This is a genomic window from Pseudomonas sp. PNPG3, assembly GCF_023093815.1.
Classification (GTDB): domain Bacteria; phylum Pseudomonadota; class Gammaproteobacteria; order Pseudomonadales; family Pseudomonadaceae; genus Aquipseudomonas; species Aquipseudomonas asiatica.
Genome location: NZ_JALLKV010000017.1, coordinates 87,786 through 110,263 on the forward strand (window position 1 = coordinate 87,786; position 22,478 = coordinate 110,263).

Annotated in this window: 21 protein-coding genes; 8 read left to right on the plus strand and 13 right to left on the minus strand. The window is 64.2% G+C overall.

The window, feature by feature from the left end; translation table 11 throughout:
• Positions 1-43: 43 nt before the first annotated feature.
• From MJ643_RS13795 to MJ643_RS13850, 12 genes are all read right to left on the minus strand, one after another.
• Complete coding sequence (locus MJ643_RS13795) at positions 44-592, minus strand: hypothetical protein (RefSeq protein ID WP_003258915.1); 549 nt, start codon at positions 590-592, stop codon at positions 44-46.
• Positions 593-621: 29 nt separating this feature from the next.
• The gene (locus MJ643_RS13800) at positions 622-1,326 is read right to left on the minus strand and encodes a TetR family transcriptional regulator (protein WP_013971218.1); all 705 of its coding nucleotides are present in this window, start codon (positions 1,324-1,326) and stop codon (positions 622-624) included.
• A gap of 205 nt (positions 1,327-1,531) precedes the next feature.
• The gene (gene lysS, locus MJ643_RS13805; protein WP_013971217.1) at positions 1,532-3,034 is read right to left on the minus strand and encodes a lysine--tRNA ligase; all 1,503 of its coding nucleotides are present in this window, start codon (positions 3,032-3,034) and stop codon (positions 1,532-1,534) included.
• A 92-nt stretch (positions 3,035-3,126) separates the two neighbouring features.
• A protein-coding gene (gene prfB, locus MJ643_RS13810; RefSeq protein WP_108480361.1) for a peptide chain release factor 2 occupies positions 3,127-4,222 on the minus strand; the annotation gives its coding sequence in 2 pieces (ribosomal slippage) (positions 3,127-4,149 and positions 4,151-4,222; 1,095 coding nt in all).
• Between the two features lie 111 nt (positions 4,223-4,333).
• A complete protein-coding gene (gene wspR, locus MJ643_RS13815) occupies positions 4,334-5,338 on the minus strand; it encodes a Wsp signal transduction system regulator diguanylate cyclase WspR (RefSeq protein WP_003258607.1) in 1,005 nt (334 codons plus the stop codon).
• A 51-nt stretch (positions 5,339-5,389) separates the two neighbouring features.
• Complete coding sequence (gene wspF / locus MJ643_RS13820; RefSeq protein WP_013971215.1) at positions 5,390-6,403, minus strand: Wsp signal transduction system protein-glutamate methylesterase WspF; 1,014 nt, start codon at positions 6,401-6,403, stop codon at positions 5,390-5,392.
• Positions 6,400-8,697 carry a hybrid sensor histidine kinase/response regulator gene (locus MJ643_RS13825; protein WP_208209317.1) on the minus strand — a complete coding sequence of 766 codons (2,298 nt, stop codon included), beginning with the start codon at positions 8,695-8,697 and terminating at the stop codon, positions 6,400-6,402. The genes wspF and MJ643_RS13825 overlap by 4 nt, the downstream gene beginning before the upstream one ends.
• Positions 8,694-9,356 carry a chemotaxis protein CheW gene (locus MJ643_RS13830; protein WP_013971213.1) on the minus strand — a complete coding sequence of 221 codons (663 nt, stop codon included), beginning with the start codon at positions 9,354-9,356 and terminating at the stop codon, positions 8,694-8,696. Before MJ643_RS13830 ends, MJ643_RS13825 begins: the two co-directional genes overlap by 4 nt.
• Entirely contained in the window at positions 9,353-10,627 is a 1,275-nt protein-coding gene (locus tag MJ643_RS13835) for a CheR family methyltransferase (protein WP_013971212.1), read from the minus strand. The genes MJ643_RS13830 and MJ643_RS13835 overlap by 4 nt, the downstream gene beginning before the upstream one ends.
• Positions 10,624-11,130, minus strand: coding sequence for a chemotaxis protein CheW (locus MJ643_RS13840; RefSeq protein ID WP_013971211.1), 507 nt, complete (start codon positions 11,128-11,130; stop codon positions 10,624-10,626). The genes MJ643_RS13835 and MJ643_RS13840 overlap by 4 nt, the downstream gene beginning before the upstream one ends.
• Positions 11,131-11,135: 5 nt before the next feature.
• Positions 11,136-12,758 carry a methyl-accepting chemotaxis protein gene (locus MJ643_RS13845; protein ID WP_013971210.1) on the minus strand — a complete coding sequence of 541 codons (1,623 nt, stop codon included), beginning with the start codon at positions 12,756-12,758 and terminating at the stop codon, positions 11,136-11,138.
• Between the two features lie 256 nt (positions 12,759-13,014).
• Positions 13,015-13,707, minus strand: a complete 693-nt coding sequence (locus tag MJ643_RS13850) for a tellurite resistance TerB family protein (RefSeq protein WP_013971209.1) — start codon at positions 13,705-13,707, stop codon at positions 13,015-13,017.
• Positions 13,708-13,925: 218 nt separating this feature from the next.
• Between MJ643_RS13850 and ydcS the strand changes: the two genes are divergently transcribed.
• From ydcS to MJ643_RS13885, 7 genes are all read left to right on the plus strand, one after another.
• Entirely contained in the window at positions 13,926-15,077 is a 1,152-nt protein-coding gene (gene ydcS / locus MJ643_RS13855; protein ID WP_013971208.1) for a putative ABC transporter substrate-binding protein YdcS, read from the plus strand.
• Between the two features lie 150 nt (positions 15,078-15,227).
• Positions 15,228-16,259 carry an ABC transporter ATP-binding protein gene (locus tag MJ643_RS13860; RefSeq protein ID WP_013971207.1) on the plus strand — a complete coding sequence of 344 codons (1,032 nt, stop codon included), beginning with the start codon at positions 15,228-15,230 and terminating at the stop codon, positions 16,257-16,259.
• 1 nt (position 16,260) lies between these two features.
• On the plus strand, positions 16,261-17,172 hold the full coding sequence (locus tag MJ643_RS13865) for an ABC transporter permease (protein ID WP_013971206.1): 912 nt from the start codon (positions 16,261-16,263) through the stop codon (positions 17,170-17,172).
• A complete protein-coding gene (locus MJ643_RS13870; protein ID WP_013971205.1) occupies positions 17,162-17,968 on the plus strand; it encodes an ABC transporter permease in 807 nt (268 codons plus the stop codon). The genes MJ643_RS13865 and MJ643_RS13870 overlap by 11 nt, the downstream gene beginning before the upstream one ends.
• A 17-nt stretch (positions 17,969-17,985) precedes the next feature.
• Positions 17,986-19,410, plus strand: coding sequence for a gamma-aminobutyraldehyde dehydrogenase (locus MJ643_RS13875; RefSeq protein ID WP_247726841.1), 1,425 nt, complete (start codon positions 17,986-17,988; stop codon positions 19,408-19,410).
• A 129-nt stretch (positions 19,411-19,539) separates the two neighbouring features.
• Positions 19,540-19,794 carry a type II toxin-antitoxin system HicA family toxin gene (locus MJ643_RS13880; RefSeq protein WP_013971203.1) on the plus strand — a complete coding sequence of 85 codons (255 nt, stop codon included), beginning with the start codon at positions 19,540-19,542 and terminating at the stop codon, positions 19,792-19,794.
• Positions 19,791-20,123 carry a type II toxin-antitoxin system HicB family antitoxin gene (locus tag MJ643_RS13885; RefSeq protein ID WP_013971202.1) on the plus strand — a complete coding sequence of 111 codons (333 nt, stop codon included), beginning with the start codon at positions 19,791-19,793 and terminating at the stop codon, positions 20,121-20,123. The genes MJ643_RS13880 and MJ643_RS13885 overlap by 4 nt, the downstream gene beginning before the upstream one ends.
• A gap of 164 nt (positions 20,124-20,287) precedes the next feature.
• Here MJ643_RS13885 and MJ643_RS13890 read toward each other — a convergent pair whose 3' ends face one another.
• A complete protein-coding gene (locus MJ643_RS13890) occupies positions 20,288-21,394 on the minus strand; it encodes an NADH:flavin oxidoreductase/NADH oxidase (protein ID WP_013971201.1) in 1,107 nt (368 codons plus the stop codon).
• 547 nt (positions 21,395-21,941) lie between these two features.
• Between MJ643_RS13890 and MJ643_RS13895 the strand changes: the two genes are divergently transcribed.
• Complete coding sequence (locus MJ643_RS13895; protein ID WP_023660495.1) at positions 21,942-22,205, plus strand: DUF3077 domain-containing protein; 264 nt, start codon at positions 21,942-21,944, stop codon at positions 22,203-22,205.
• Positions 22,206-22,478: the final 273 nt, after the last annotated feature.

Below are 22,478 nucleotides of genomic sequence, written 5' to 3' on the forward strand. Positions count from 1 at the left end.
GGTCCCTGTGGGAGCGGCTTTAGCCGCGAAGAAGCCAGCACGGTCATTTGCCGGAGCGCTGGAACCGTGCCACTTCAACGAACAGGTCGGAGTTGGCCGGGTCGTCCAGGTACGCCAGCACCCGCGCCGACGGGCTGTCGATCAGCACGCCGTCGCCGTTGTCTTCCGGCACTTCGGTGCTGCGCCCGGTCAGCTCCTTCTTGTCCACCGCCTGCTGCACCTGCTCGACATCCAGGTTGTAGACCACCAGTTCCTTGCCATCGACGATATCGAAACCGCCGATCAGGAAGTTGCCACCCAGGCGCTTCGGCACGCCAGCCGACAGGTACCAGCGGTTACCGTGGCGCGACACGGTGAACACGTATTCCTCAGGGGCCTTGCCCTTGGCCGTGGCCACCGCCTTGTAGGCATCACCGCCGCTACGGCTGATCACCAGCTTCAGCGGCTCGCCCCAGGCGTCCTTGCTGCTCCACTTGCCCAGCAGGGCCTTGGGCGCCGCCTGGTTGCTCGGCAACGGCTCGTGGAAGGTCACCAGACAACCGCCCAGCAGCAGGAATGACAAAGTCAACAACACCACACGCCAGGCTTTCATCAGGTTCTCCTTGAAAAGTCGGTCTCGGCTCAGGCCGATGCCAGCACCAGCTGCAGGTATCGGCTAAGCATAGCGAGCATCTGCCCATCGGCTTGCGCGTTCGCATCCTTGAGCAGGCCCTGATATTCCATCTGCTCGATAATCGCCGTCAACATTTGGGCGTCCTGTTCCGGTTGCTGCGAGCCCACCACCTGCAGCAATTGGCGGGTGCCATGCAGCAGGATCTGGTCATGGGCGCACACCAGTTGAGCCAGGCGCGGGCACAGCAGCGCCTCCTGGCGGAAGGCCTGCTCGGCCATCAGGAAATCGCGGCGATTCAGCAGTTGTCGCTGCACGTAGTCGGCAGTCATGCGTGCTACCTCGTCAGCCAACCGCGCCCGCGCCTGCGGGCTGCCGTCACCCTGGGCCAGCAACTGGCGCAACACCACCTCGGTATTGGCCCACAGCTTGGCCATGTAGGCGGCGCTGCGCTCGACGTACTGGGCGAAGGTATCGGTCAGCAGGTCCTCGATATCCTTGAAGTAGTAGGTGGTGGCCGACAGTGGCACACCGGCCTCGGCGGCGACGGCGCGATGGCGCACACCGCGTACGCCATCGCGCACGACAATGCGCATGGCGGCGTCGAGGATCAGTTGGCGGCGCTGCTCGCTGCCCTGCCGGGCAGTCTTGCGGCCTTGGTATTGCACGCTTTCGGCGACGGCGGTGGCGATGCCGGCGGCGCCCTGTTGAGGCATTGCGGGTGTCACGGGGGGTACCTCATGGACAGTGTTTCGTCAGTGCCGGCCTCTTCGCGGCTAAAGCCGCTCCCACAGGGACCGCACCAGCCTGAGGGTAGTGGGATCCCTGTGGGAGCGGCTTTAGCCGCGAAGAGGCCGGTACTGACAACATAAAGCTTCAGGCAAGAAAAAGCCGCCTCGAAAGGCGGCTCATTCAATTCACTCAGGCCTGCGGACGCATGTGCGGGAACAGGATCACGTCGCGGATCGACGGCGAGTTGGTCAGCAGCATCACCAGGCGGTCGATACCGATACCTTCACCTGCAGTCGGCGGCATGCCGTACTCCAGTGCGCGAACGAAGTCGGCGTCGTAGTGCATGGCTTCGTCGTCACCGGCGTCCTTCTCGGCCACCTGGGCCAGGAAGCGCTCGGCCTGGTCTTCGGCATCGTTGAGCTCGGAGTAGGCGTTGGCGATCTCGCGGCCACCGATGAACAGTTCGAAACGGTCGGTAACAGCCGGGTTGTCGTCGTTGCGACGGGCCAGCGGCGATACTTCGAACGGGTACTCGGTGATGAAGTGCGGCTGCTCCAGCTTGTGCTCGACCAGCTCTTCGAAAATCATCACCTGCAGCTTGCCCAGGCCCTCGTGGCCCAGCACCTTGGCACCGGCCTTTTTGGCGATGTCGCGGGCGCGGTCGACGTCCTGCAGGTCGGCAGCGGTCAGCTCCGGGTTGTACTTGAGGATCGAGTCGAATACCGACAGGCGGGCGAACGGCTCGCCGAAGTGGAACACCTTGTCGCCATACGGCACGTCGGTAGTGCCAAGTACCAGCTGCGCCAGCTCGCGGAACAGTTCCTCGGTGAGGTCCATGTTGTCGCGATAGTCGGCGTAGGCCTGGTAGAACTCGAGCATGGTGAATTCAGGGTTGTGACGAGTCGAAACGCCTTCGTTACGGAAGTTGCGGTTGATCTCGAACACCTTCTCGAAGCCACCAACCACCAGGCGCTTGAGGTACAGCTCCGGCGCGATGCGCAGGAACATGGCCATGTCCAGGGCGTTGTGGTGGGTTTCGAACGGCTTGGCCGCGGCACCGCCCGGGATGGTTTGCAGCATCGGCGTCTCGACTTCGAGGAAGTCGCGCTCGATGAGGAACTTGCGGATGTGCGAGATCACCTGCGAACGCACACGGAAGGTGTGGCGGGTTTCTTCATTGACCATCAGGTCGACGTAACGCTGGCGGTAGCGCTGCTCGGTGTCGGTCAGGCCGTGGTGCTTGTCGGGCAGCGGGCGCAGCGACTTGGTCAGCAGGCGCACGTTGGTCATTTCGACGTACAGGTCGCCCTTGCCGGAACGGGCCAGGGTACCTTCGGCGCTGATGATGTCGCCCAGGTCCCAGGTCTTGACCGCGGCCAGGGTTTCTTCCGGCAGGGTCTTGCGGTTGACGTAGACCTGGATACGGCCGGTCATGTCCTGAATGACCATGAACGAGCCGCGGTTGAGCATGATGCGGCCGGCAACCTTGACCGGAATCGCTGCAGCTTCCAGTTCTTCCTTGGTCTTGTCCGCATACTGCTTCTGCAGGTCGTTGCAGTAGCTGTCGCGACGGAAGTCATTGGGGAAGGCATTGCCCTTGGCGCGCTCGGCGGCAAGCTTTTCCTTGCGCAGGGCGATCAGGGCGTTTTCTTCCTGTTGCAGGTCTTGCGCTTCGGTCTTGAGGTCGCTCATTTCGTCATTCTTTCCATCAGGTGTTCGGTGCCCCTTTCGGGCAGGGCACGCGGTACCGGCCCATGCCAGGTACCGCGGCGGTTGTGTGCGATTTACAGCCCTTGCTTGAGGCTCGCTTCCAGGTACTGGTCGAGGTCGCCGTCCAATACCTTCTGGCAGTCGCTGCGCTCTACACCGGTACGCAGGTCCTTGATACGCGAGTCATCCAGCACGTAGGAGCGGATCTGGTGACCCCAGCCGATGTCCGACTTGCTATCTTCCAGCGCCTGCGAGGCAGCGTTGCGCTTCTGCATTTCCAGCTCGTACAACTTGGCCCGCAGCATTTTCATGGCGGTGTCCTTGTTGGCGTGCTGGGAGCGTTCGTTCTGGCAGGCCACCACGGTGTTGGTCGGTACGTGGGTAATACGCACCGCCGAGTCGGTGGTGTTCACGTGCTGACCACCGGCACCGGAGGAACGATAGGTGTCGATACGCAGGTCGGCCGGGTTGATCTCGATCTCGACCTTGTCGTCGATCTCGGGCGACACGAACACCGCCGAGAACGAGGTGTGGCGACGGGCACCGGAGTCGAACGGGCTCTTGCGCACCAGGCGATGCACGCCGATCTCGGTGCGCAGCCAGCCGAAGGCATACTCGCCCTTGATATGCACGGTGGCGCCCTTGATGCCGGCGACTTCACCTTCGGAAAGCTCGATGATGGTGGCATCGAAACCACGCTTGTCGGCCCAGCGCAGGTACATGCGCAGCAGGATGTTGGCCCAGTCCTGCGCCTCGGTACCACCGGAGCCGGCCTGGATATCCAGGTAGGCGTTGTTCATGTCCATTTCGCCGCTGAACATGCGACGGAACTCGAGTTGGGCCAGTTTTTCTTCCAGGCCTTCCAGCTCGGTCACGACGTCGCCGACGGCGCCTTCGTCATTTTCCTCGACGGCCATGTCGAGCAGGTCCTGGCAGTCCGCCAGGCCGCCGGACAGCTTGTCCAGGGTCTCGACAACCTGTGCCAGCATGGCACGCTCGCGGCCCAGGGCCTGGGCGTACTCGGGCTTGTTCCAGACGTTGGGGTCTTCCAGCTCGCGGTTGACTTCGATCAGGCGGTCATGCTTGTGATCGTAGTCAAAGATACCCCCGAATGGACTGGGAACGCTCGGTGAGGTCCTTGATGGTGTTCAGGATCGGTTGGATTTCCATGGGCTGGCTACTCGCACGAATTCGGTGAAAAGCCTGCGAGTATAACCGAGTCCGCCGCAGGGCGGCAGACCCGCCGGGCGCCGAATGGCCGCAATTACCGTGCAGGCCCTGTCAGGCGATGCCAACCTGGTTGCGCCCGCCATTCTTGGCCTGGTACAGGCCTTTGTCCGCAGCCGAGATCAGTTGCCGGCTATGGCTGCCGATGGACGGAGTCTGGGTGGCAAGGCCAATGCTCACGGTCAGATACGAGTCGGGCACCGGCGCGGTGTGCGGGATGCCCAGGCCGAGCACGGTCTGGCGCAGCTTCTCGGCCACCAGGCGTGCCCCACCCGGCGAGGTGTTGGGCAATACCAGGACGAATTCCTCGCCGCCATAGCGCGCCGGCAGGTCGGTCGGCCGCGAGCACGAGCCGCGGATCGCCTCGGCCACCTGGCGCAAGGCCTCGTCACCGGCCAGGTGGCCAAAGCTGTCGTTGTAGGCCTTGAAGTAATCCACGTCGATCATCAGCAGCGACAACTGCTGCTGCTCACGCATGGCCCGGCGCCATTCCAGTTCCAGGTACTCGTCGAAATGGCGGCGGTTGGACAACCCGGTCAGGCCATCGGAGTTCATCAGCCGCTGCAGCATCAGGTTGGTATCGAGCAGTTGCTGCTGGCTGACGCGCAAAGCACGGTAGGCCTCGTCGCGCTGCAACAGGGTAAGGTAGGAACGCGAGTGATAGCGGATGCGCGCCACCAGCTCGATGGTATCCGGCAACTTGACCAGGTAATCGTTGGCCCCGGCAGCAAAGGCTGCGCTCTTGACCAGCGGGTCCTCCTTGGTCGACAGGACGATGATCGGGATATCCTGGGTCGCCGGGTTGTTGCGGTATTCACGCACCAGGGTCAGCCCGTCCAGGCCAGGCATGATCAGGTCCTGGAGGATCACCGTAGGCTTGATTCGCACGGCCTGGGCCACTGCCTGGTGCGGATCGGCGCAGAAGTGGAAGTCGATGTTCTCTTCGTTGGCCAGGCCACGCCGCACCGCCTCGCCGATCATGGCCTGGTCGTCGACCAGCAGCACCATCGCCGAGTTCTCGTTGGGGGTCGTGAAACCTTCGATCGGTAAATCATTCATACCTGTTCACCCGATCACTGCCGGCCTGGCGGCGTGATTCAATACACTTCGTCATTTTGCGAAAAATTCCATCAAGCGCCCGGCTATGCGTTCCAGCGGGCGGATCTCCACTGCGGCATCGATGGCCGCAGCGGCCTTGGGCATCCCGTATACCGCGCTGCTGGCCTGGTCCTGGGCAATGGTCAGGAAACCCTGCTGGCGCATCAGCTTCAGGCCCTGGGCACCATCGCGGCCCATGCCGGTAAGCAACACACCCACCGCATCGCCGGTCCAATAGCGCGCCACACTCTCGAAGAACACATCGATCGAGGGCCGGTAGATTTCATTGACAGGTTCGGCAGTGTAGGCCAGTTGGCCGTTCTGTAGCAGGCGGATGTGGTGATTGGTGCCGGCCAGCAATACCTGCCCCGGCTGTGGTGGCTCGCCCTCACGGGCCAGGCGCACCGGCAAGCCGGCGGCGCTGCTGAGCCATTCTGCCATGCCCGCGGCAAATACCTGGTCCACATGCTGGACCAGCACGATGGCCGCCGGAAACGCCGCCGGCAGGCCCTTGAGCAGTACTTCGAGGGCCGCCGGGCCGCCAGCGGACGAACCGATCGCGACCAGCCCGCGGTGCTGTGACGCCGCCCGCACGGGTGCGGCGACCGGGCGTGCGGCCGGTGCGCGCTGCTGACCAATCAACCAGCTTATGTTGAGGATCTTGCGCAGCAGTGGCGCTGCCGCTTCACGCGGATCGCCCGCCCCCAGCGCCGGCGTGTCGACCACGTCGAGGGCGCCGTGGCCCATGGCCTCGAATACCCGGTGCACGTTCTGCTTGCGATCGACCGTGACGATGACGATGGCGCAAGGGGTTTCGGCCATGATCCGCCTGGTGGCCTCGACGCCATCCATGACCGGCATGATCAGGTCCATGAGGATCAGGTCTGGCTGCTGCTCGGTGCAGCGCTGCACCGCCTCGGCGCCATTACTGGCCACCCACACCACCTGGTGCGCCGGTTCGAGGGCAACCGCCCGGCGCAGCGCCTCGACGGCCATGGGCATGTCGTTGACGATGGCGATCTTCATCCCTGAGCACCTCCGATCAGCTCAACCACAGCATCCAGCAACGCATCGTCATGGAAACTGGCCTTTGCCAAATAGTAGTCGGCGCCGGCATCCAGGCCCCGCCGTCGGTCTTCCTCACGGTCCTTGTAGGACACCACCATCACCGGCAGCGATTGCAGGCGCTGGTCGCGGCGTACCAGGGTGACCAGCTCGATGCCGTCCATGCGTGGCATGTCGATGTCGGTGATCAGCAGGTCGAAGTCCTCGCCACGCAAGGCATTCCAGCCGTCCATGCCATCCACCGCAACGGCCACGTCGTAGCCACGGTTGCCGAGCAGCTTGCGCTGCAGTTCACGCACGGTCAGCGAATCATCGACCACCAGGATGCGCTGGCGCGCCACGCCACGGGTGCCGCTGCTGCCGCGGTCAATGCGTTCCAGGCTGCCAGTGCTGAGCAGCTTCTCCACCGAACGCAGCAGGTCCTCCACATCGACGATCAGCACCACCGAGCCGTCGTCGAGCAGGGCGCCGGAAGAGATGTCCTGCACCTTGCCCAGCCGTGGGTCGAGCGGCATCACCACCAGCACCCGCTCGCCCATCAGTCGCTCCACGGCTACCCCGTACAGCTGCTCGCGCTCGCGGATCACCACCACGCGCAGGTTGCTCTCCTGCGTTTGCCCGGCCGGGCGATTGAGCAGTTGGCTGGCCGCGACCAGGCCTATGTGCCGGCCTTCGTGCCAGAAATGCTGGCGCCCCTCGATCTGCACGATCTCTTCGGCACTTACTTCGAGCGTGCGTTCGATATGAGCGAGCGGGAAGGCATAGGCCTCGCCACCCACCTCGACCACCAGGCTGCGCACAACCGACAAGGTCAGTGGCACCTGCAAATGGAAACGGCAGCCCTGCCCGGCCAGCTGGGTCAGCTCTATCGAACCGCGCAGCTCCCGGATCATGTGCTGCACCGCATCCAGGCCGACACCGCGCCCAGACACCTCGGTGACTTTGTCGCGCAGGCTGAAACCGGGCAGGAACAGGAATGTCAGCAACTCTTCCTCGCTCATGCGCGCCACCGTGTCAGCGGGCGACAGGGCGCGCTCGACAATGCTGCTGCGCAGGCGTTCGAGGTCGATGCCGGCACCGTCGTCAATCAGTTCCAGGCTGAGCATACCGGCCTGATGCGAGGCCCGCAGGCGGATCACGCCCTCCTCCGCCTTGCCCGCCAGCAGGCGCCGCTCGGGCAGCTCGATGCCGTGGTCGACCGCGTTGCGCAACAGGTGGGTCAACGGTGCCTCGAGCTTTTCCAGCACATCACGGTCGACCTGGGTCTTCTCCCCTTCCACCAGCAGCCGCACCGGCTTGCCCAGCGAACGGCCAAGGTCGCGCACCATGCGGTTCTGGCCGGTCAGCACATCGGCAAACGGCCGCATCCGGCAGGCCAGCGCGGTGTCGTAAAGCAATTGTGCGCGCTGGCTGGCCTGCCAGCCGAACTCGTCCAGGTCGGCAGCCTGCTGCTGCAGGATCTGCTGGGTTTCCGCCAGCAGGCGCTGGGTCTGTGCCAGGGCCTCGAGCACCTCGCTGCTCTGGCCACTGTCCTCCAGTTGCATGCGCAGGCCATCAAGCGCTTGCATGCCCTGGCCGTGCATGCGCTTGAGGCGCTGCAGGGTGGCCAGGTAAGGCTTGAGCCGCTGGGTTTCCACCAGCGACTTGCTGGACAGGTCGAGCAGGCTGTTGAGGCGATCGGCGGTGACCCGCAGCACCCGCTCCGTACCTTCGCCGGTGCGCTTGCCGGCCTTGCGACGCGGGGCCAGCTCGGGCTCAGGCTCCAAGGGTTCGACGGGCAGCGGCAACGGTTTGGCTTGCACGGTTTGCGCCGGCGCTTCCGGCAGCGCTGGCACGGCTGGCGGCGCGGGGGGCAAGGCTGCCGCCCCCGGGTCGAGCAGGTTGGCCATTTGCGCAAGGAACACCGGCAGGGTCGCCTGCGCCCCGGCATCGCCAGGCGTGGCGATGCGCATCAACAGGTCGGTGCCCTGCAACAGGGCATCGATATGCTCGGCGCTCAGCCGCAGGCGACCCTCCTGGGCTGCCACCAGGCAGTCCTCCATGACATGGGCGACACTGACGCCAGCGTCCACTCCGACGATCCGCGCCGCGCCCTTCAGCGAGTGGGCCGCGCGCATGCAAGCCTCGAGCTGGTCGGCCTGCGTGGGATTACGCTCCAGCGCCATCAGGCCGGCACTGAGCACCTGGGTCTGCGCCTCGGCCTCCAGGCTGAACAGTTCGAGCAACGATGCGTCGCGCATTTGCTCTGGGGTCATGACAGGCTCCGCTGCACGGCAGACAGTAAATGTTGATCGTCCAGCACCCGCACGCTGCGGCCACGCCATTGCAGGACCGCTGCGGTGAAGTGGGAGGCGTCCTGCCCGCTGTTCAGCAGCAGCGGGTCGAGCCGGTGAATGCCGTCGATTTCCTCGACCGCCATCACCACCGGCCCGCCCTCCGCGGCCAGGATCAGCATGCGTGGCATCGCCCGGCCGCCACGTTGCTCGGCAGCGCTGGCCTGCACACCCAGCAAGTCAGCCAGTGACAGGCACGGCACCAGCGCACCACGTACGTTGGCCACCCCCTGCAGCACCCGCGAGCGCTGGTGCGGCAGCGAATGCACCGCCTGCAGCGGGGCAATTTCGGCCAGGCAGGCGGTGGGCAGCGCCAGCCATTCTTCGCCAAGGCGGAACAGCAGCATGGAGCGGCCGGTGTTTTCCTCCACCGGCGCAGCCACGGCTGCCTGGTGGTCCTGCATAAGTGCGTAGCGGTCGAGCAGGCGTGTGGCCGCTGCGGCATATACCTCGCAGTTGCGACAGTGAACATGACGCTCCAGCAATGGGCACTGCTTGTCGCCGTGCACGCCAATACGGTTCCAGCAGTCATCGACGTGCGTGTCAGCCTCGGCGAGCAATTGCATCGCGGATTCCTTCATCGTTCAGACTCCCGGCCAACCCGCGCGGCGCGCTCCTGCAGGCGCCGGGCACCGGCCAGGTCACCCTGGGCTGCCAGCAAGGCAGCCAGGTGTACCAGCGCCTCGGAGTGCTGCGGTTCCAGGTACAGGGCTTTGCGATAGTGGGTCAGAGCCTGCTGCGCATCGCCTTCGGTGTCGCTGAGCAGCCCCAGCCAGTAGTAAACCTGCGCCGAAGGCGCGAACTGGCCCAGGTAGCGCTGGCATTCGGCACGGGCCTGCTCGCTGGCACCGGCGTTGGCAAGCCGGGCAATGCTGGCCAGCAACTCAGTTGCATCCTCGCGTTTGTGCTCGCGCGCCGGTGCTGGCTTGGCGGCAAAGGGGAGCACCCGCAATGGGCGCGGCAACGCTGCGCTCGGTAACGGAGAGCCTGGCTTGGCAGGTGCTGGCGACGTGCGCCGCAAGGGCTGGACCGGGGGCGTAGCCAGCGCAGCGCTACCGCCCTCCTGGCGCACGTAGGCGAACGACTGGGCAATCCCCAGCGGGCGCATGCCCAACCGCGCCAGCAAGCTGCCTTCGGCGGGGCCGATGAACAGCACGCCTTGTGGATGCAGCAAGCGCTTGAGCACTTCGAACACCCGTTGCTGGGTCGGCACGTCGAAATAGATCAGCAGGTTGCGGCAGAACACGAAGTCGTACAGGCCATCGCGGCTGGCCAGCGCCGGGTCGAGTACGTTGCCCACCTGCAGGCTGACTTGGTCACGCACCCGCTCATGCAGGAGGTGGCCTTCGTCGAGCGCATCGAAGTAACGCTCGCGAAAGCCCAGGTTACTGCCACGGAAGGCATTGCGCCCGTACACGGCCTGCCCGGCCTTGGCCACGGAACTGGGGCTGATGTCCATGCCGTCGATCATGAACGCCCCCGGCGCGATACCGGCATCGAGCAAGGCCATGGCCAGCGAATAGGGCTCCTCGCCGGTCGAGCAAGGCAGGCTGAGCAAGCGCAGCGGGCGCGCCCCGGCCAGCTCGGCCAGGCGCTTGTGCGCCAGGCTGGCCAAGGCGGTGAAGGATTCGGGGTAACGGAAGAACCAGGTTTCCGGGACGATGACCGCTTCGATCAGCGCCTGTTGCTCATCCGTCGACTGCTGCAGATGCAGCCAGTAATCATCCAGGTCCGCGGCGTCCACGGCCACGCAACGCTGGCGCAGCGCACGCTCGACCATGGGCGAGCCCACCGACTCCACGTCCAGGCCAATGCGCTCGCGCAAATAGCGGAAAAAATGCTGTTCGTTCATGTCGGCATCCCTGTCGGATCACCCGCATACAGCAACTCGTGCACGGCATCGGGGAGCAGGTCGTTGACTTCGATGCGCTGCAACAAGCCCTGCTCATCCTGACGCACCGGGCCCAGATACGGGGCCTCGCCGCTGTCCACGCCATACGGCTGGAACTCGTCGGGGTGGCAACGCAGGGTTTCGGTGGCCTGCTCCAGTATCAGGCCAAGCTGCAGGCCGACTCGGTAGTGCACCAGAACCAGGCGGGTACTGGTGCGCTGCGCTGCCGGTTGGCCGAAGCTCAATGCCGCCAGGTCGACCACTGGTACCAACAGGCCTCGGTGCGCAAGGATACCTGCGACCCAGGCAGGTGCCTTGGCGATCGGTTTCAACGGCTGGCGCGGCAGCACCTCGATCACCTCGTGCACGCTCAGGGCAAAGCGTTGCTCCCGAATGCGAAACTGCAGGTACAACGCCCCCTTGGCGTTGCCCGTCCGCGCGGCGCGCGGTTGCAAGTCGTTCATCGCGGTCAGACTTTGAAGCGCGATACGCCGCCACGCAGGCCTGCGGCCACCTGGCTCAGCTCATCGATGGCGAAACTGGCCTGGCGCAGCGACTCGACTGTCTGGGTGCTGGCATCGCTGAGCTGGGCCAGCGCCTGGTTGATCTGCTCGGCACCGGTGGCCTGGGCCTGCATGCCTTCGTTGACCATAAGCACGCGCGGCGCCAGAGCCTGCACCTGGTGGATGATCTGGCTGAGCTGTTCGCCCACCTGCTGCACCTCGAACATGCCGCGGCGCACTTCTTCGGAAAACTTGTCCATGCCCATGACCCCGGCCGACACCGCCGACTGGATCTCGCGCACCATCTGCTCGATGTCGTAGGTGGCAACGGCGGTCTGGTCGGCCAGGCGGCGCACTTCGGTGGCCACCACGGCAAAGCCGCGGCCGTACTCGCCGGCCTTTTCCGCTTCGATGGCAGCATTGAGCGACAGCAAGTTGGTCTGGTCGGCAACCTTGACGATGGTCACCACCATCTGGGTGATGTTGCTGGCCTTTTCGTTGAGGATGCCCAGCTTGGCGTTGACCAGGTCGGCGGCGCCCATCACCTGGTGCATGGTTTCTTCCATGCGTGCCAGGCCCTGTTGGCCGGAGCCGGCCAGGCTGGAGGCCTGGTCGGCGGCCGAGGTGACTTCGGTCATGGTACGCACCAGGTCACGCGAGGTGGCGGCGATTTCCCGCGAGGTGGCGCCGATTTCGGTGGTGGTGGCAGCCGTTTCGGTGGCGGTGGCCTGCTGTTGCTTGGAGGTTGCGGCAATTTCGGTCACCGAGGTGGTCACCTGCACCGACGAACGCTGGGCTTGGGCCACCAGGTTGGCCAGGGCCTCGGCCATTTCGTTGAAGCCGCTTTCGATGGCGCCGAACTCGTCCTTGCGGTCCAGGCTCAGGCGCATGCTCAGGTCGCCGGAGCGCAGTTTGTCGAGGGCATGGACAATGCGTTGCATGGGCGCGGTGATGGCGCGCATCAGCAACAGGCCGCAGATACCGGCGGCGATGATCGCCAGCAGCAGCGAAACCATCATGCTGCCCTTGGCGGTGCTCACGGCACCGACAATCTCGTTGGTGTCGGCGTCAGCAGCGGCACGGTTGTGCTCGATCACTTCGTTCAGAAGCTTGCGGCCGTCCACCCAGGCCGGGGTCAGCACATCGGTGATCAACCGCTGGGCTTCGGCATAGTCGTGCTTTCGGTAGGCTTCCAGCACCTGCTCGATGATCTTGAGGTAGGCAACCTCCATCTGGATGAAGGCATCGAACCGCGCCTGGTCGTCATCATCCTGAATGGTGCCCTGGTAGCTGGCCATGTGCTCTTTCAGGCGGTCCTGGAAGCTCTTGAACAGTTCCGCATCGGCCGAGGTGAATTCACGCTGGTTGGACAGGCCTACCAACTGCTGGCTAGCCACGTAACCGTCGACCCAGGCACTGCGGATCATCGAGCTGTAGTAGAGGCCGGGAATGCTGTCGGTCCCCACTGCCTGTTCGGCGGATGCGATGGTCACCAACCGCGAGTAGGCGGCCACGATCATCAGCAGCATGATGGCGATGATCACGGCGAAACTTGCCAGGATCCGTTGGCGCAAGGTCCAGTTCTTCACATTCAGCCCTCAGGAATTCACAACGAGCGGGAAAAATCGCCGAAGTATAGCCCAGGCGCCCAGTGCTCATGCGGCTGAAATGTGGGGTGACCAGGTAACCTTGCCGACAGACCGGTCATTTGTGCCCAACGCCATTGGGGCCGCTGTGCGGCCCATCGCCGGCAAGCCAGGCTCCCACCTCGACCGCATGACCTCAGGTCATGTGTGATCCATGTGGGACCCGGCTTGCCGGCGATGGGCTGCAACGCAGCCCCCATCACTGGCCGGCGGCAAGCCTTGCCTGGCTTTCCAGCTCCTGGCGCAGGGCCGGGTCCAGGCGCAGCTGGCGGGCCAGTTCGTCCAGGTAGGCGCGCTCCATGAAGTTTTCCTGGTCGACCATCATCACGCTGGCCAGGTACATCTCGGCGGCCATTTCCGGCGTTTGCGCGGCACGGGCCACTTCGGCCGGATCCAGCGGCTTGTTCAGCTCGGCATGCAGCCAGTGCTGCAACTCGCGGTCGTTGTCCAGGCGGGTGAATTCACCCTCGATCAGCGCACGCTCGCGTTCGTCGATATGGCCATCGGACTTGGCCGCCGCCACCAGCGCCCGCAGTACCGCCTGGCTGTGCAGCTCGGCCTGGGCCGGCGGCAGGCGGTCGACGGTCTGTGGCTCGGTGGCGGCCACCTGCTGGCGCGCCTGCCAGTTGCCGTAGGCCTTGTAGGCCAGCACACCGAGCGCGGCCAGGCCGCCATAGGTGAGGGCCTTGCCGCCATATTTGCGGGCTTTCTTGTTGCCCAGCAGCAAACCCATGGCACCCGCTGCCAGGGCACCACCACCGGCACCGGAAAGCAGGCTGCCAAGGCCGCCGGCACTGGCGCCTGGCTTGCCAGAGCTGCCCTTGCCGGCCTGGCTGGCGAGCAAGTCCTGGCCGGACTTGAGCAACTGGTCGAGCAATCCCCGGGTGTTCATCAAACGGTCTCCACGTTGGCCAAGGGAACCGTCAGGTTAAGCCCTGCCCGCTCGATCGCCATGGGGGGATTTGCTTCCGGATGTTGCATTGGCTGGCAAAAAGCCAACTAGACTCGATATCGCCAATACCGCGCGTAAACCGCACTACGCCTATAACGCTCGCTTCACGGCTTGCTTGATGACTGCCCCGACCAAAATCTCCAAGAAGAGGGAACACCATGTCAGTGCACAAGACCGCATTGCTCGGCGCAACCGCCTGCGCCGTGCTGGCCAGCGCCAGCCTGCAGGCTGCCGAACCGCCCAAGGCCCTGGGGCCCGGCGAGGGCCGCCTGGACATCGTCGCCTGGCCCGGCTACATCGAGCGCGGTGAAAGCGATAAGGCCTACGACTGGGTGACCGGCTTCGAGAAGGAAACCGGCTGCAAGGTCAGCGTCAAGACCGCCGCCACCTCGGACGAAATGGTCAGCCTGATGACCAAGGGCGGCTACGACCTGGTCACCGCCTCGGGAGATGCCTCGCTGCGGCTGATCGCGGGCAAGCGGGTACAGCCGATCAACACCGACTTGATCCCCAACTGGAAGAACATCGACCCACGGCTGCAGAACGGTGGCTGGTACGTGGTCGACAAGCGGGTCTACGGCACCCCGTACCAATGGGGCCCGAACGTGCTGCTGTACAACACCGACGTGTTCAAGCAGGCGCCCACCACCTGGGGTGTGCTGTTCGAGCCGCAGAACCTGCCCGACGGCAAGCCGAACAAGGGCCGCGTGCAGGCCTACGATGGGCCGATCTACATCGCCGATGCGGCGTTGTACCTGAAGACGGCCAAACCGGAACTGGGCATCCAGGACCCGTACGAGCTGAGCGAAACACAATACAAGGCCGTGCTGGAACTGCTGCGCCAGCAACAACCGCTGATCCACCGCTACTGGCATGACGCCACGGTGCAGATGAGCGACGTGAAGAACGAAGGCGTGGTTGCCTCCAGCTCCTGGGGCTACATGGTCAATGGCCTCAAAGCCGAAAAGCAGCCCGTGGCCTCGACCATTCCCAAGGAAGGCGCGACCGGCTGGGCCGACACCACCATGCTGCACAGCGAGGCCAAGCACCCCAACTGTGCCTACAAATGGATGGACTGGTCGCTGCAGCCGAAAGTACAGGGTGACGTGGCGGCCTGGTTCGGTTCGTTGCCGGCGGTGCCGGCGGCCTGCACCGGCAACGAGCTGCTGGGGGCCGAGGGCTGCAAGACCAACGGTTTCGACAACTTCGACAAGATCGCCTTCTGGAAAACCCCGCAGGCCCAGGGCGGCAAGTTCGTGCCGTATAGCCGCTGGACCCAGGATTACATTGCGATCATGGGCGGGCGCTGAGGTTGCCTGAATGCCTGTGCCGGCCTCTTCGCGGGTGAACCCGCTCCCACAGGTAGAGCACCACCCTTACAGGCGGTGATGAACCTGTAGGAGCGGGTTCACCCGCGAAGAGGCAGGCACAGGAGTAAGCCAGTTGTCCGGAGCACACGCATGCCCCTAGCCGTCCAGTTCACCCACGTTTCCCGCACCTTCGGCGAGGTCAAGGCCGTCGACCAGGTCAGCATCGACATCATCGATGGCGAATTCTTCTCCATGCTCGGCCCCTCTGGCTCGGGCAAGACCACCTGCCTGCGCCTGATCGCCGGCTTCGAGCAACCCACAAGCGGTTCGATCCGCATCCACGGTGTCGAGGCTGCGGGCGTACCGCCCTACCAGCGCGACGTCAACACCGTATTCCAGGACTACGCCCTGTTCCCGCACATGAACGTACTGGACAACATCGCCTACGGCCTGAAGGTAAAAGGCGTTGCCAAGGCCGAACGCCACAGCCGCGCCGAAGAAGCCCTGGCGATGGTGGCCCTGGCCGGCTACGGCGCGCGCAAGCCGGCGCAGTTGTCCGGTGGCCAGCGCCAGCGCGTGGCCCTGGCCCGCGCGCTGGTCAATCGGCCACGAGTACTGCTGCTGGACGAGCCGCTTGGCGCGCTGGACCTGAAGTTGCGCGAACAGATGCAGGGCGAGCTGAAAAAGCTGCAGCGCCAGCTGGGCATCACCTTCATCTTCGTCACCCACGACCAGACCGAGGCGCTGTCGATGTCCGATCGCGTCGCAGTGTTCAACCGCGGCCGTATCGAGCAGGTCGACACCCCGCGCAACCTGTACATGCAGCCGGCCACCACCTTCGTAGCCGAGTTCGTCGGCACCTCCAACGTTGTGCGCGGCGAACTGGCCACCTTGCTCAATGGCAGCCCGGCGCCCTTCTCCATTCGCCCCGAACACATCCGCCTCGGCGACCCGGCCACAGCCGGCCAGCACGTCCAGGTCAGCGGCCAGCTGCGCGATATCCAGTACCAGGGCAGTGCCACCCGCTACGAGCTGCAACTGGACAGCGGCCAGTTGCTGGCGGTGAGCCAGGCCAACGACCGCTGGCAGGCCCAGGCACAGGCCTGGCAACCCGGGCAACGAGTACAGGCGCACTGGCCCCGCGAAGCCATGACGGTGCTGCAGGAAACGGAGGGCCGCTGACATGAGCACGCTGCGCGGCCTGTCCAACCTGCTGTACCGGCGCCCCAACCTGTACCTGGCCCTGCTGCTGATCCCACCGCTGACCTGGTTCGGCGCGATCTACCTGGGCTCGCTGCTGAACCTGCTGTGGCAAGGCTTCTATACCTTCGACGACTTCACCATGGCGGTGACCCCGGACCTGACCCTGGGCAATTTCGCCGCGCTGTTCAACCCGTCGAACTTCGACATCATCCTGCGCACCCTGGGAATGGCGCTGGCGGTGTCGCTGGCCAGCGCGGTGCTGGCCTTCCCCATCGCCTACTACATGGCGCGCTACACCAGCGGCAAGACCAAGGCATTTTTCTACATCGCAGTGATGATGCCGATGTGGGCCAGCTACATCGTCAAGACCTACGCCTGGACCTTGCTGCTGGCCAAGGGCGGCGTGGCCCAGTGGTTCGTCCAGCAGCTGCACCTGGATGCCCTGCTGCAAATGGTGCTGGCGGTCCCGGGCGTGGGCGGCAGCACGCTGTCGACTTCGCACCTGGGGCGCTTCATGGTGTTCGTGTACATCTGGCTGCCGTTCATGATCCTGCCGATCCAGGCCTCGCTGGAACGCTTGCCGCCGTCGCTGCTGCAAGCTTCGGCAGACTTGGGCGCCAGGCCCGGCCAGACCTTCGTGCAGGTGATCCTGCCGCTGTCGATCCCGGGCATTGCCGCCGGTTCGATCTTCACCTTCTCGCTGACCCTGGGCGACTTCATCGTGCCGCAGCTGATCGGCCCGCCCGGCTATTTCATCGGCAGCATGGTCTATGCCCAGCAAGGGGCGATCGGCAACATGCCGATGGCCGCCGCGTTCACCCTGGTGCCGATCGTGCTGATCGCGGTGTACCTGTCCATCGTCAAGCGACTGGGAGCCTTCGATGCACTCTGAAAAAGCCTCGACCGGGCTGCGCCTGGCGGCCTGGGGCGGGTTACTGTTCCTGCACTTCCCGATCCTGATCATCTTCCTGTATGCCTTCAACACCGAAGACGCGGCGTTCAGCTTCCCGCCCAAGGGCTTTACCCTGAAGTGGTTCGCCGTGGCCTTTGCCCGGCCCGATGTGCTGGAAGCGATAAAGCTGTCGCTGCAGGTGGCCTGCCTGGCCACGCTGATCGCCCTGGTGCTCGGCACGCTGGCCTCGGCGGCGCTGTACCGGCGCAGCTTTTTCGGCAAGGAGAGCATTTCGCTGATGCTGATACTGCCTATTGCCCTGCCTGGCATCATTACCGGCATCGCCCTGCTCTCGGCGTTCAAGAGCCTGGGGATCGAGCCCGGCGTGTTCACCATCGTGGTCGGCCACGCCACGTTCTGTGTGGTTATCGTCTACAACAACGTGATCGCCCGCCTGCGGCGCACTTCGCAGAGCCTGATCGAAGCTTCGATGGACCTCGGTGCCGACGGTTGGCAAACCTTCCGCTACATCATCCTGCCCAACCTCGGTTCGGCGCTGCTGGCCGGTGGCATGCTGGCCTTTGCCCTGTCGTTCGACGAAATCATCGTCACCACCTTCACTGCCGGCCACGAACGCACCCTGCCGATCTGGCTGCTCAACCAGCTCAGCCGCCCGCGCGACGTGCCGGTGACCAACGTGGTCGCCATGCTGGTGATGCTGGTGACCATGCTGCCGATACTTGGCGCCTATTACCTGACCCGTGGCGGCGAAAGCGTCGCGGGCAGCGGCAAATGACCCTGGAGGAGTCCCCGATGCAAACGCAGATGCTGATCAATGGCCAGCTGGTCTCTGGCGAAGGCCCGGCCTGGACGGTGCTCAACCCGGCGCTGGGCAGTGCCCTGGCGCAGATCAACGAAGCCAGCGAGGCCCAGGTGGACAGCGCCGTGCGCGCCGCCGACCAGGCCTTCGACAGCTGGTCGCAAACCAGCCCCAAGGAACGCTCGCAAGCCTTGCTGGCACTGGCTGACGCTATCGAAGCCCATGGCGACGAACTGGCCCGACTGGAATCGCAGAACTGCGGCAAGCCGCTGAGCGCCGCGCTGAATGACGAGATCCCGGCAATTGCCGACGTGTTCCGCTACTTCGCCGGTGCGGCGCGCTGCCTGGGCGGCTCGGCAGCTGGCGAGTACCTGCCGGGCCATACTTCGATGATCCGCCGCGACCCGCTGGGCGTGGTGGCCTCGATCGCGCCGTGGAACTACCCGTTGATGATGCTGGCGTGGAAGATCGCCCCGGCCCTGGCCGCCGGCAACACGGTGGTGATCAAGCCCTCCGAGCTGACCCCGCTGACCGCCCTGCGCCTCGGCGACCTGGCCCGGGACCTGCTGCCACCGGGGGTGCTGAACATCCTCTTCGGCCGTGGCCAGACGGTCGGCAACCCGCTGGTCAACCACCCCAAGGTGCGCATGGTGTCGCTGACCGGCTCGATCCCCACCGGCGCGCACATCATCAGCGCCACCGCCGACAGCGTGAAACGCATGCACATGGAACTGGGCGGCAAGGCCCCGGTGCTGGTGTTCGACGATGCCGACATCGATGCCGCCATCGACGGCATCCGTACCTTCGGCTTCTACAACGCCGGCCAGGACTGCACCGCCGCCTGTCGGCTGTACGTGCAGGATGGCATCTACGAGCGTTTCGTCGAACGCCTGGGGGCCGCGGTGGCCAGCCTCAAACCGGGCCTGCAGGAAGCCGAGGACACCGAACTGGGGCCACTGATCAGTGCCCAACACCGTGACAAGGTCGCAGGGCTGGTGCAACGGGCCATTGCCCAGCCACACATTCGCCTGGTGACCGGTGGCAAGGCGATTGATGGCGACGGTTTCTTCTTCGAGCCGACAGTGCTGGCCGACGCCCTGCAGGACGACGAAATCGTGCGTAACGAAGTGTTCGGCCCGGTAGTGTCGGTGACCCGCTTCAACGACGAAGCGCAGGCGCTGGAATGGGCCAACGACTCCAACTACGGCCTGGCCTCATCGGTATGGACCCGCGACACCGGCCGCGCCCACCGCCTGGCGGCGCGCCTGCAGTATGGCTGCACCTGGGTGAACACCCACTTCATGCTGGTCAGCGAAATGCCCCATGGCGGGCAGAAGCATTCGGGGTATGGCAAGGACATGTCGATGTATGGGCTGGAGGACTACACCTGTGTGCGGCATGTGATGATCAAGCATTGAGCGGTCGTGTTGATCGAGGGGCTTTTGCATCCCCTCGATCAACATCTCAGACATTTCCTTCAAGCACGATCCCCTCCATCCTACTACGCATCCATTGAGCCCCTCTCATTGGTATCATAATCTGATACCATGAATAACCATCAGCAAGCCACACTTGAAGCAGTACTGAAAAAGCCGGTTCCCAGGACGCTGGAATGGGTGCGACTGGAGTCAATGTTGGTATCACTGGGTGCCCGGATCATCGAAGGAAGAGGGTCACGGGTTCGCTTTGAACTCAATGGCGCAGTAGCAACCTTCCATCGCCCTCATCCGGACAGGCACGCCAAGCCCTATCAACTAAGAGACGCCCGCCAGTTCCTCGAGCAGGCAGGAGTAATACCATGAATGTCATGACCTACCGCGGCTACGCCGCTCGTATCGAATACAGCGACGAAGACCAGTTACTGATCGGCCATGTCGCAGGTATTCGCGATGTGATCGGTTTCCATGGCGAATCGATCAGTGAGCTGCGCCAAGCATTCGAAGACGCCGTGGACGATTATCTTGAGACTTGCCAACGCCTGGGCCGTGAGCCACAGAAAACCTACTCCGGCAAGCTCAGCCTGCGCCTGGAGCCTACCCTTCATGCCAGTGTGGCGGCCAAGGCCGAGTTGGCCGAGAAAAGTATCAACCAGTGGGTAAGCGATATTCTCAGCAAGGCTGCCTATAGCTGAATTGAGATGCCGACGCGGTCGTTGTAGAAGCGACCTTGTGTCGCGAAAGGGCCGCAAAGCGGCCCCGGCAATATCAGCGGCGGAGCTGGAAACCTGGGGCCGCTTCGCAGCCCTTTCGCGACACAAGGCCGCTCCTATAACGACCGTGTAATGCTTGGGTCAGGTCAATCCCGCAGGTCCGACTCGTGAATCGGGTTGGCCCGGCTGGTGGCGCGCTGGTACTGCGCAGGCCAGGTAGCTTTGTTGCCGCCCAGGTCGTCGTCGGCGTGCAGCGGCCAGTACGGGTCGCGCAGCAGTTCGCGGGCGAGGAAGATGATGTCGGCCTGGCCAGTGCGCAGAATGTGCTCGGCCTGGGCCGGTTCGGTGATCATGCCCACGGTGCCGGTGGCGATTTCCGATTCCTTGCGCACACGCTCGGCGAAGCGCGTCTGGTAGCCCGGGCCGGTGGGGATTTCGGCGTTGACCGAGGTGCCGCCGGAGGACACATCGATCAGGTCGACGCCCAAACCACGCAGGCGGCGGGCCAGTTCGACGGTTTCATCCGGGTTCCAGCCGTCCTCGACCCAGTCGGTCGCCGACACCCGCACGAACAGCGGTAACTCGGCAGGCCAGACTTTGCGCACGGCCTCGACCACCTGCAGGGTCAGGCGGATGCGGTTTTCGAAGCAACTGCCGTATTCGTCGCGACGCTGGTTGCTCAGCGGCGACAGGAACTGGTGCAACAGGTAGCCGTGGGCGGCGTGGATTTCGACCACCTTGAAACCGGCCTTCAGGGCGCGCTCGGTAGAGGCGACAAAGGCGGAGATCACAGCCTGAATCTCATTGTGGTTCAACTCGTGCGGCGTCGTGTGTTGCGGGTCGAAGGCGATTTTCGACGGGCCCACCGGTTGCCAGCCGCCCTCCTCGAGCTTGACGCTGCCTTGCTTGCCCAGCCATGGGCGATAGGTGCTGGCCTTGCGCCCGGCGTGAGCCAGCTGGATGCCGGGCACGCTCCCCTGGGCGGTGATGAAACGGGTGATGCGTTGCAGCGGGGCGATCTGAGCGTCGTCCCACAGGCCGAGGTCTTCGGCGGTGATGCGGCCATCGGCGGTCACCGCCACGGCTTCAGTGATTACCAGGCCAGCGCCGCCCACGGCGCGGCTGCCTAAATGGACAAGGTGCCAATCGTTGGCCAGGCCATCGACGGCGGAATACTGGCACATCGGCGAAACGGCGATGCGGTTGGGCAGGGTCAGCTGACGCAGGGTGTAAGGCTCGAGCAGCAGGCTCATGAGGGCACCTCCCAAGGACTCCAATGGTGATCCGGCCCGGACACTCAATTGCACGTCCCTGGCCCAGGTCCGGTCATAACTTCAGACTAGACCAGAATGGTTGGGGGGGAGGTTCCATGGGATTTCGCGTGGGGTGCGGGGGTTTGGATCGAGGGTGATGTCGCCTATGAGATCGCTCTCAAGGCAGGTACCTGGCAGCCCTGAGCTCCGCTACAGGCAAGCACTCTGACAGGCATTTCAGATATCCCCTACGAGTTGGATCTGGTGATACCTGGCCTGAGGAAATACCCTACATGTTCTGTCGACAGGCGTCTGATTGTTCCTGGAAACACTGCCACTTAGGCTTTCTGAGTCGCTGAAATCCAGCGATGCGGGTGTGGAAACTCGGTCAACCTTCAAGTTCCTGTCGTAATGGCAGCTGTGTGCGGGAGGCCGTTTGGCCTACCGGGTTCCTTGAAGGCCGGTTTTCCACCCTGCATACAGTTGCCGCCCTTCGTGTGGAAACGGCGGTGGCAACTCCTTTAACCTTCAAGGAATTGCTAGAAAAATGATTACAGAAGACACCCAGTTCACCGTCGGCAAGACCACTTTCTTTCAGGGTGAAAACCAGACTCACCCATTATTTCGCATCGAAGCGGGCATTCCGTGCCGAGACGCCCGTGATCAGGCTTCGGAATTGATGGGCTATGTGCGGGAGTTGACCATCGTCGGGCTAATGGATGAGAAACCCATGATGATCTGGGCTGCGCACTATCTCAGTGCGATGGCCAAGGCACTGATGGATGATGCCGAGTTAGGTATGGCGCGCTGAGTTTGATGTGATCATCGATCGCACATGGAGCACATTAGCCGGCCCGCCGCAGAGCCTTGTGGGAGCGGGTTTACCCGCGAAGAATGCGACTTGGTGCATGGCACCGGCTTCGCCAGTGTTCGCGGGTAAACCCGCTCCCACAGGTACAGCGCAAGCCTTGAGCCCGGTGCAGGCCCTGTGGGAGCGGGCATGCCCGCGAAGCAGCGACGCGGTGGATGGCACCGGCTGCGCCGGTGATCGCCGGCAAGCCAGCTCCCACAGGTACAGCGCAAG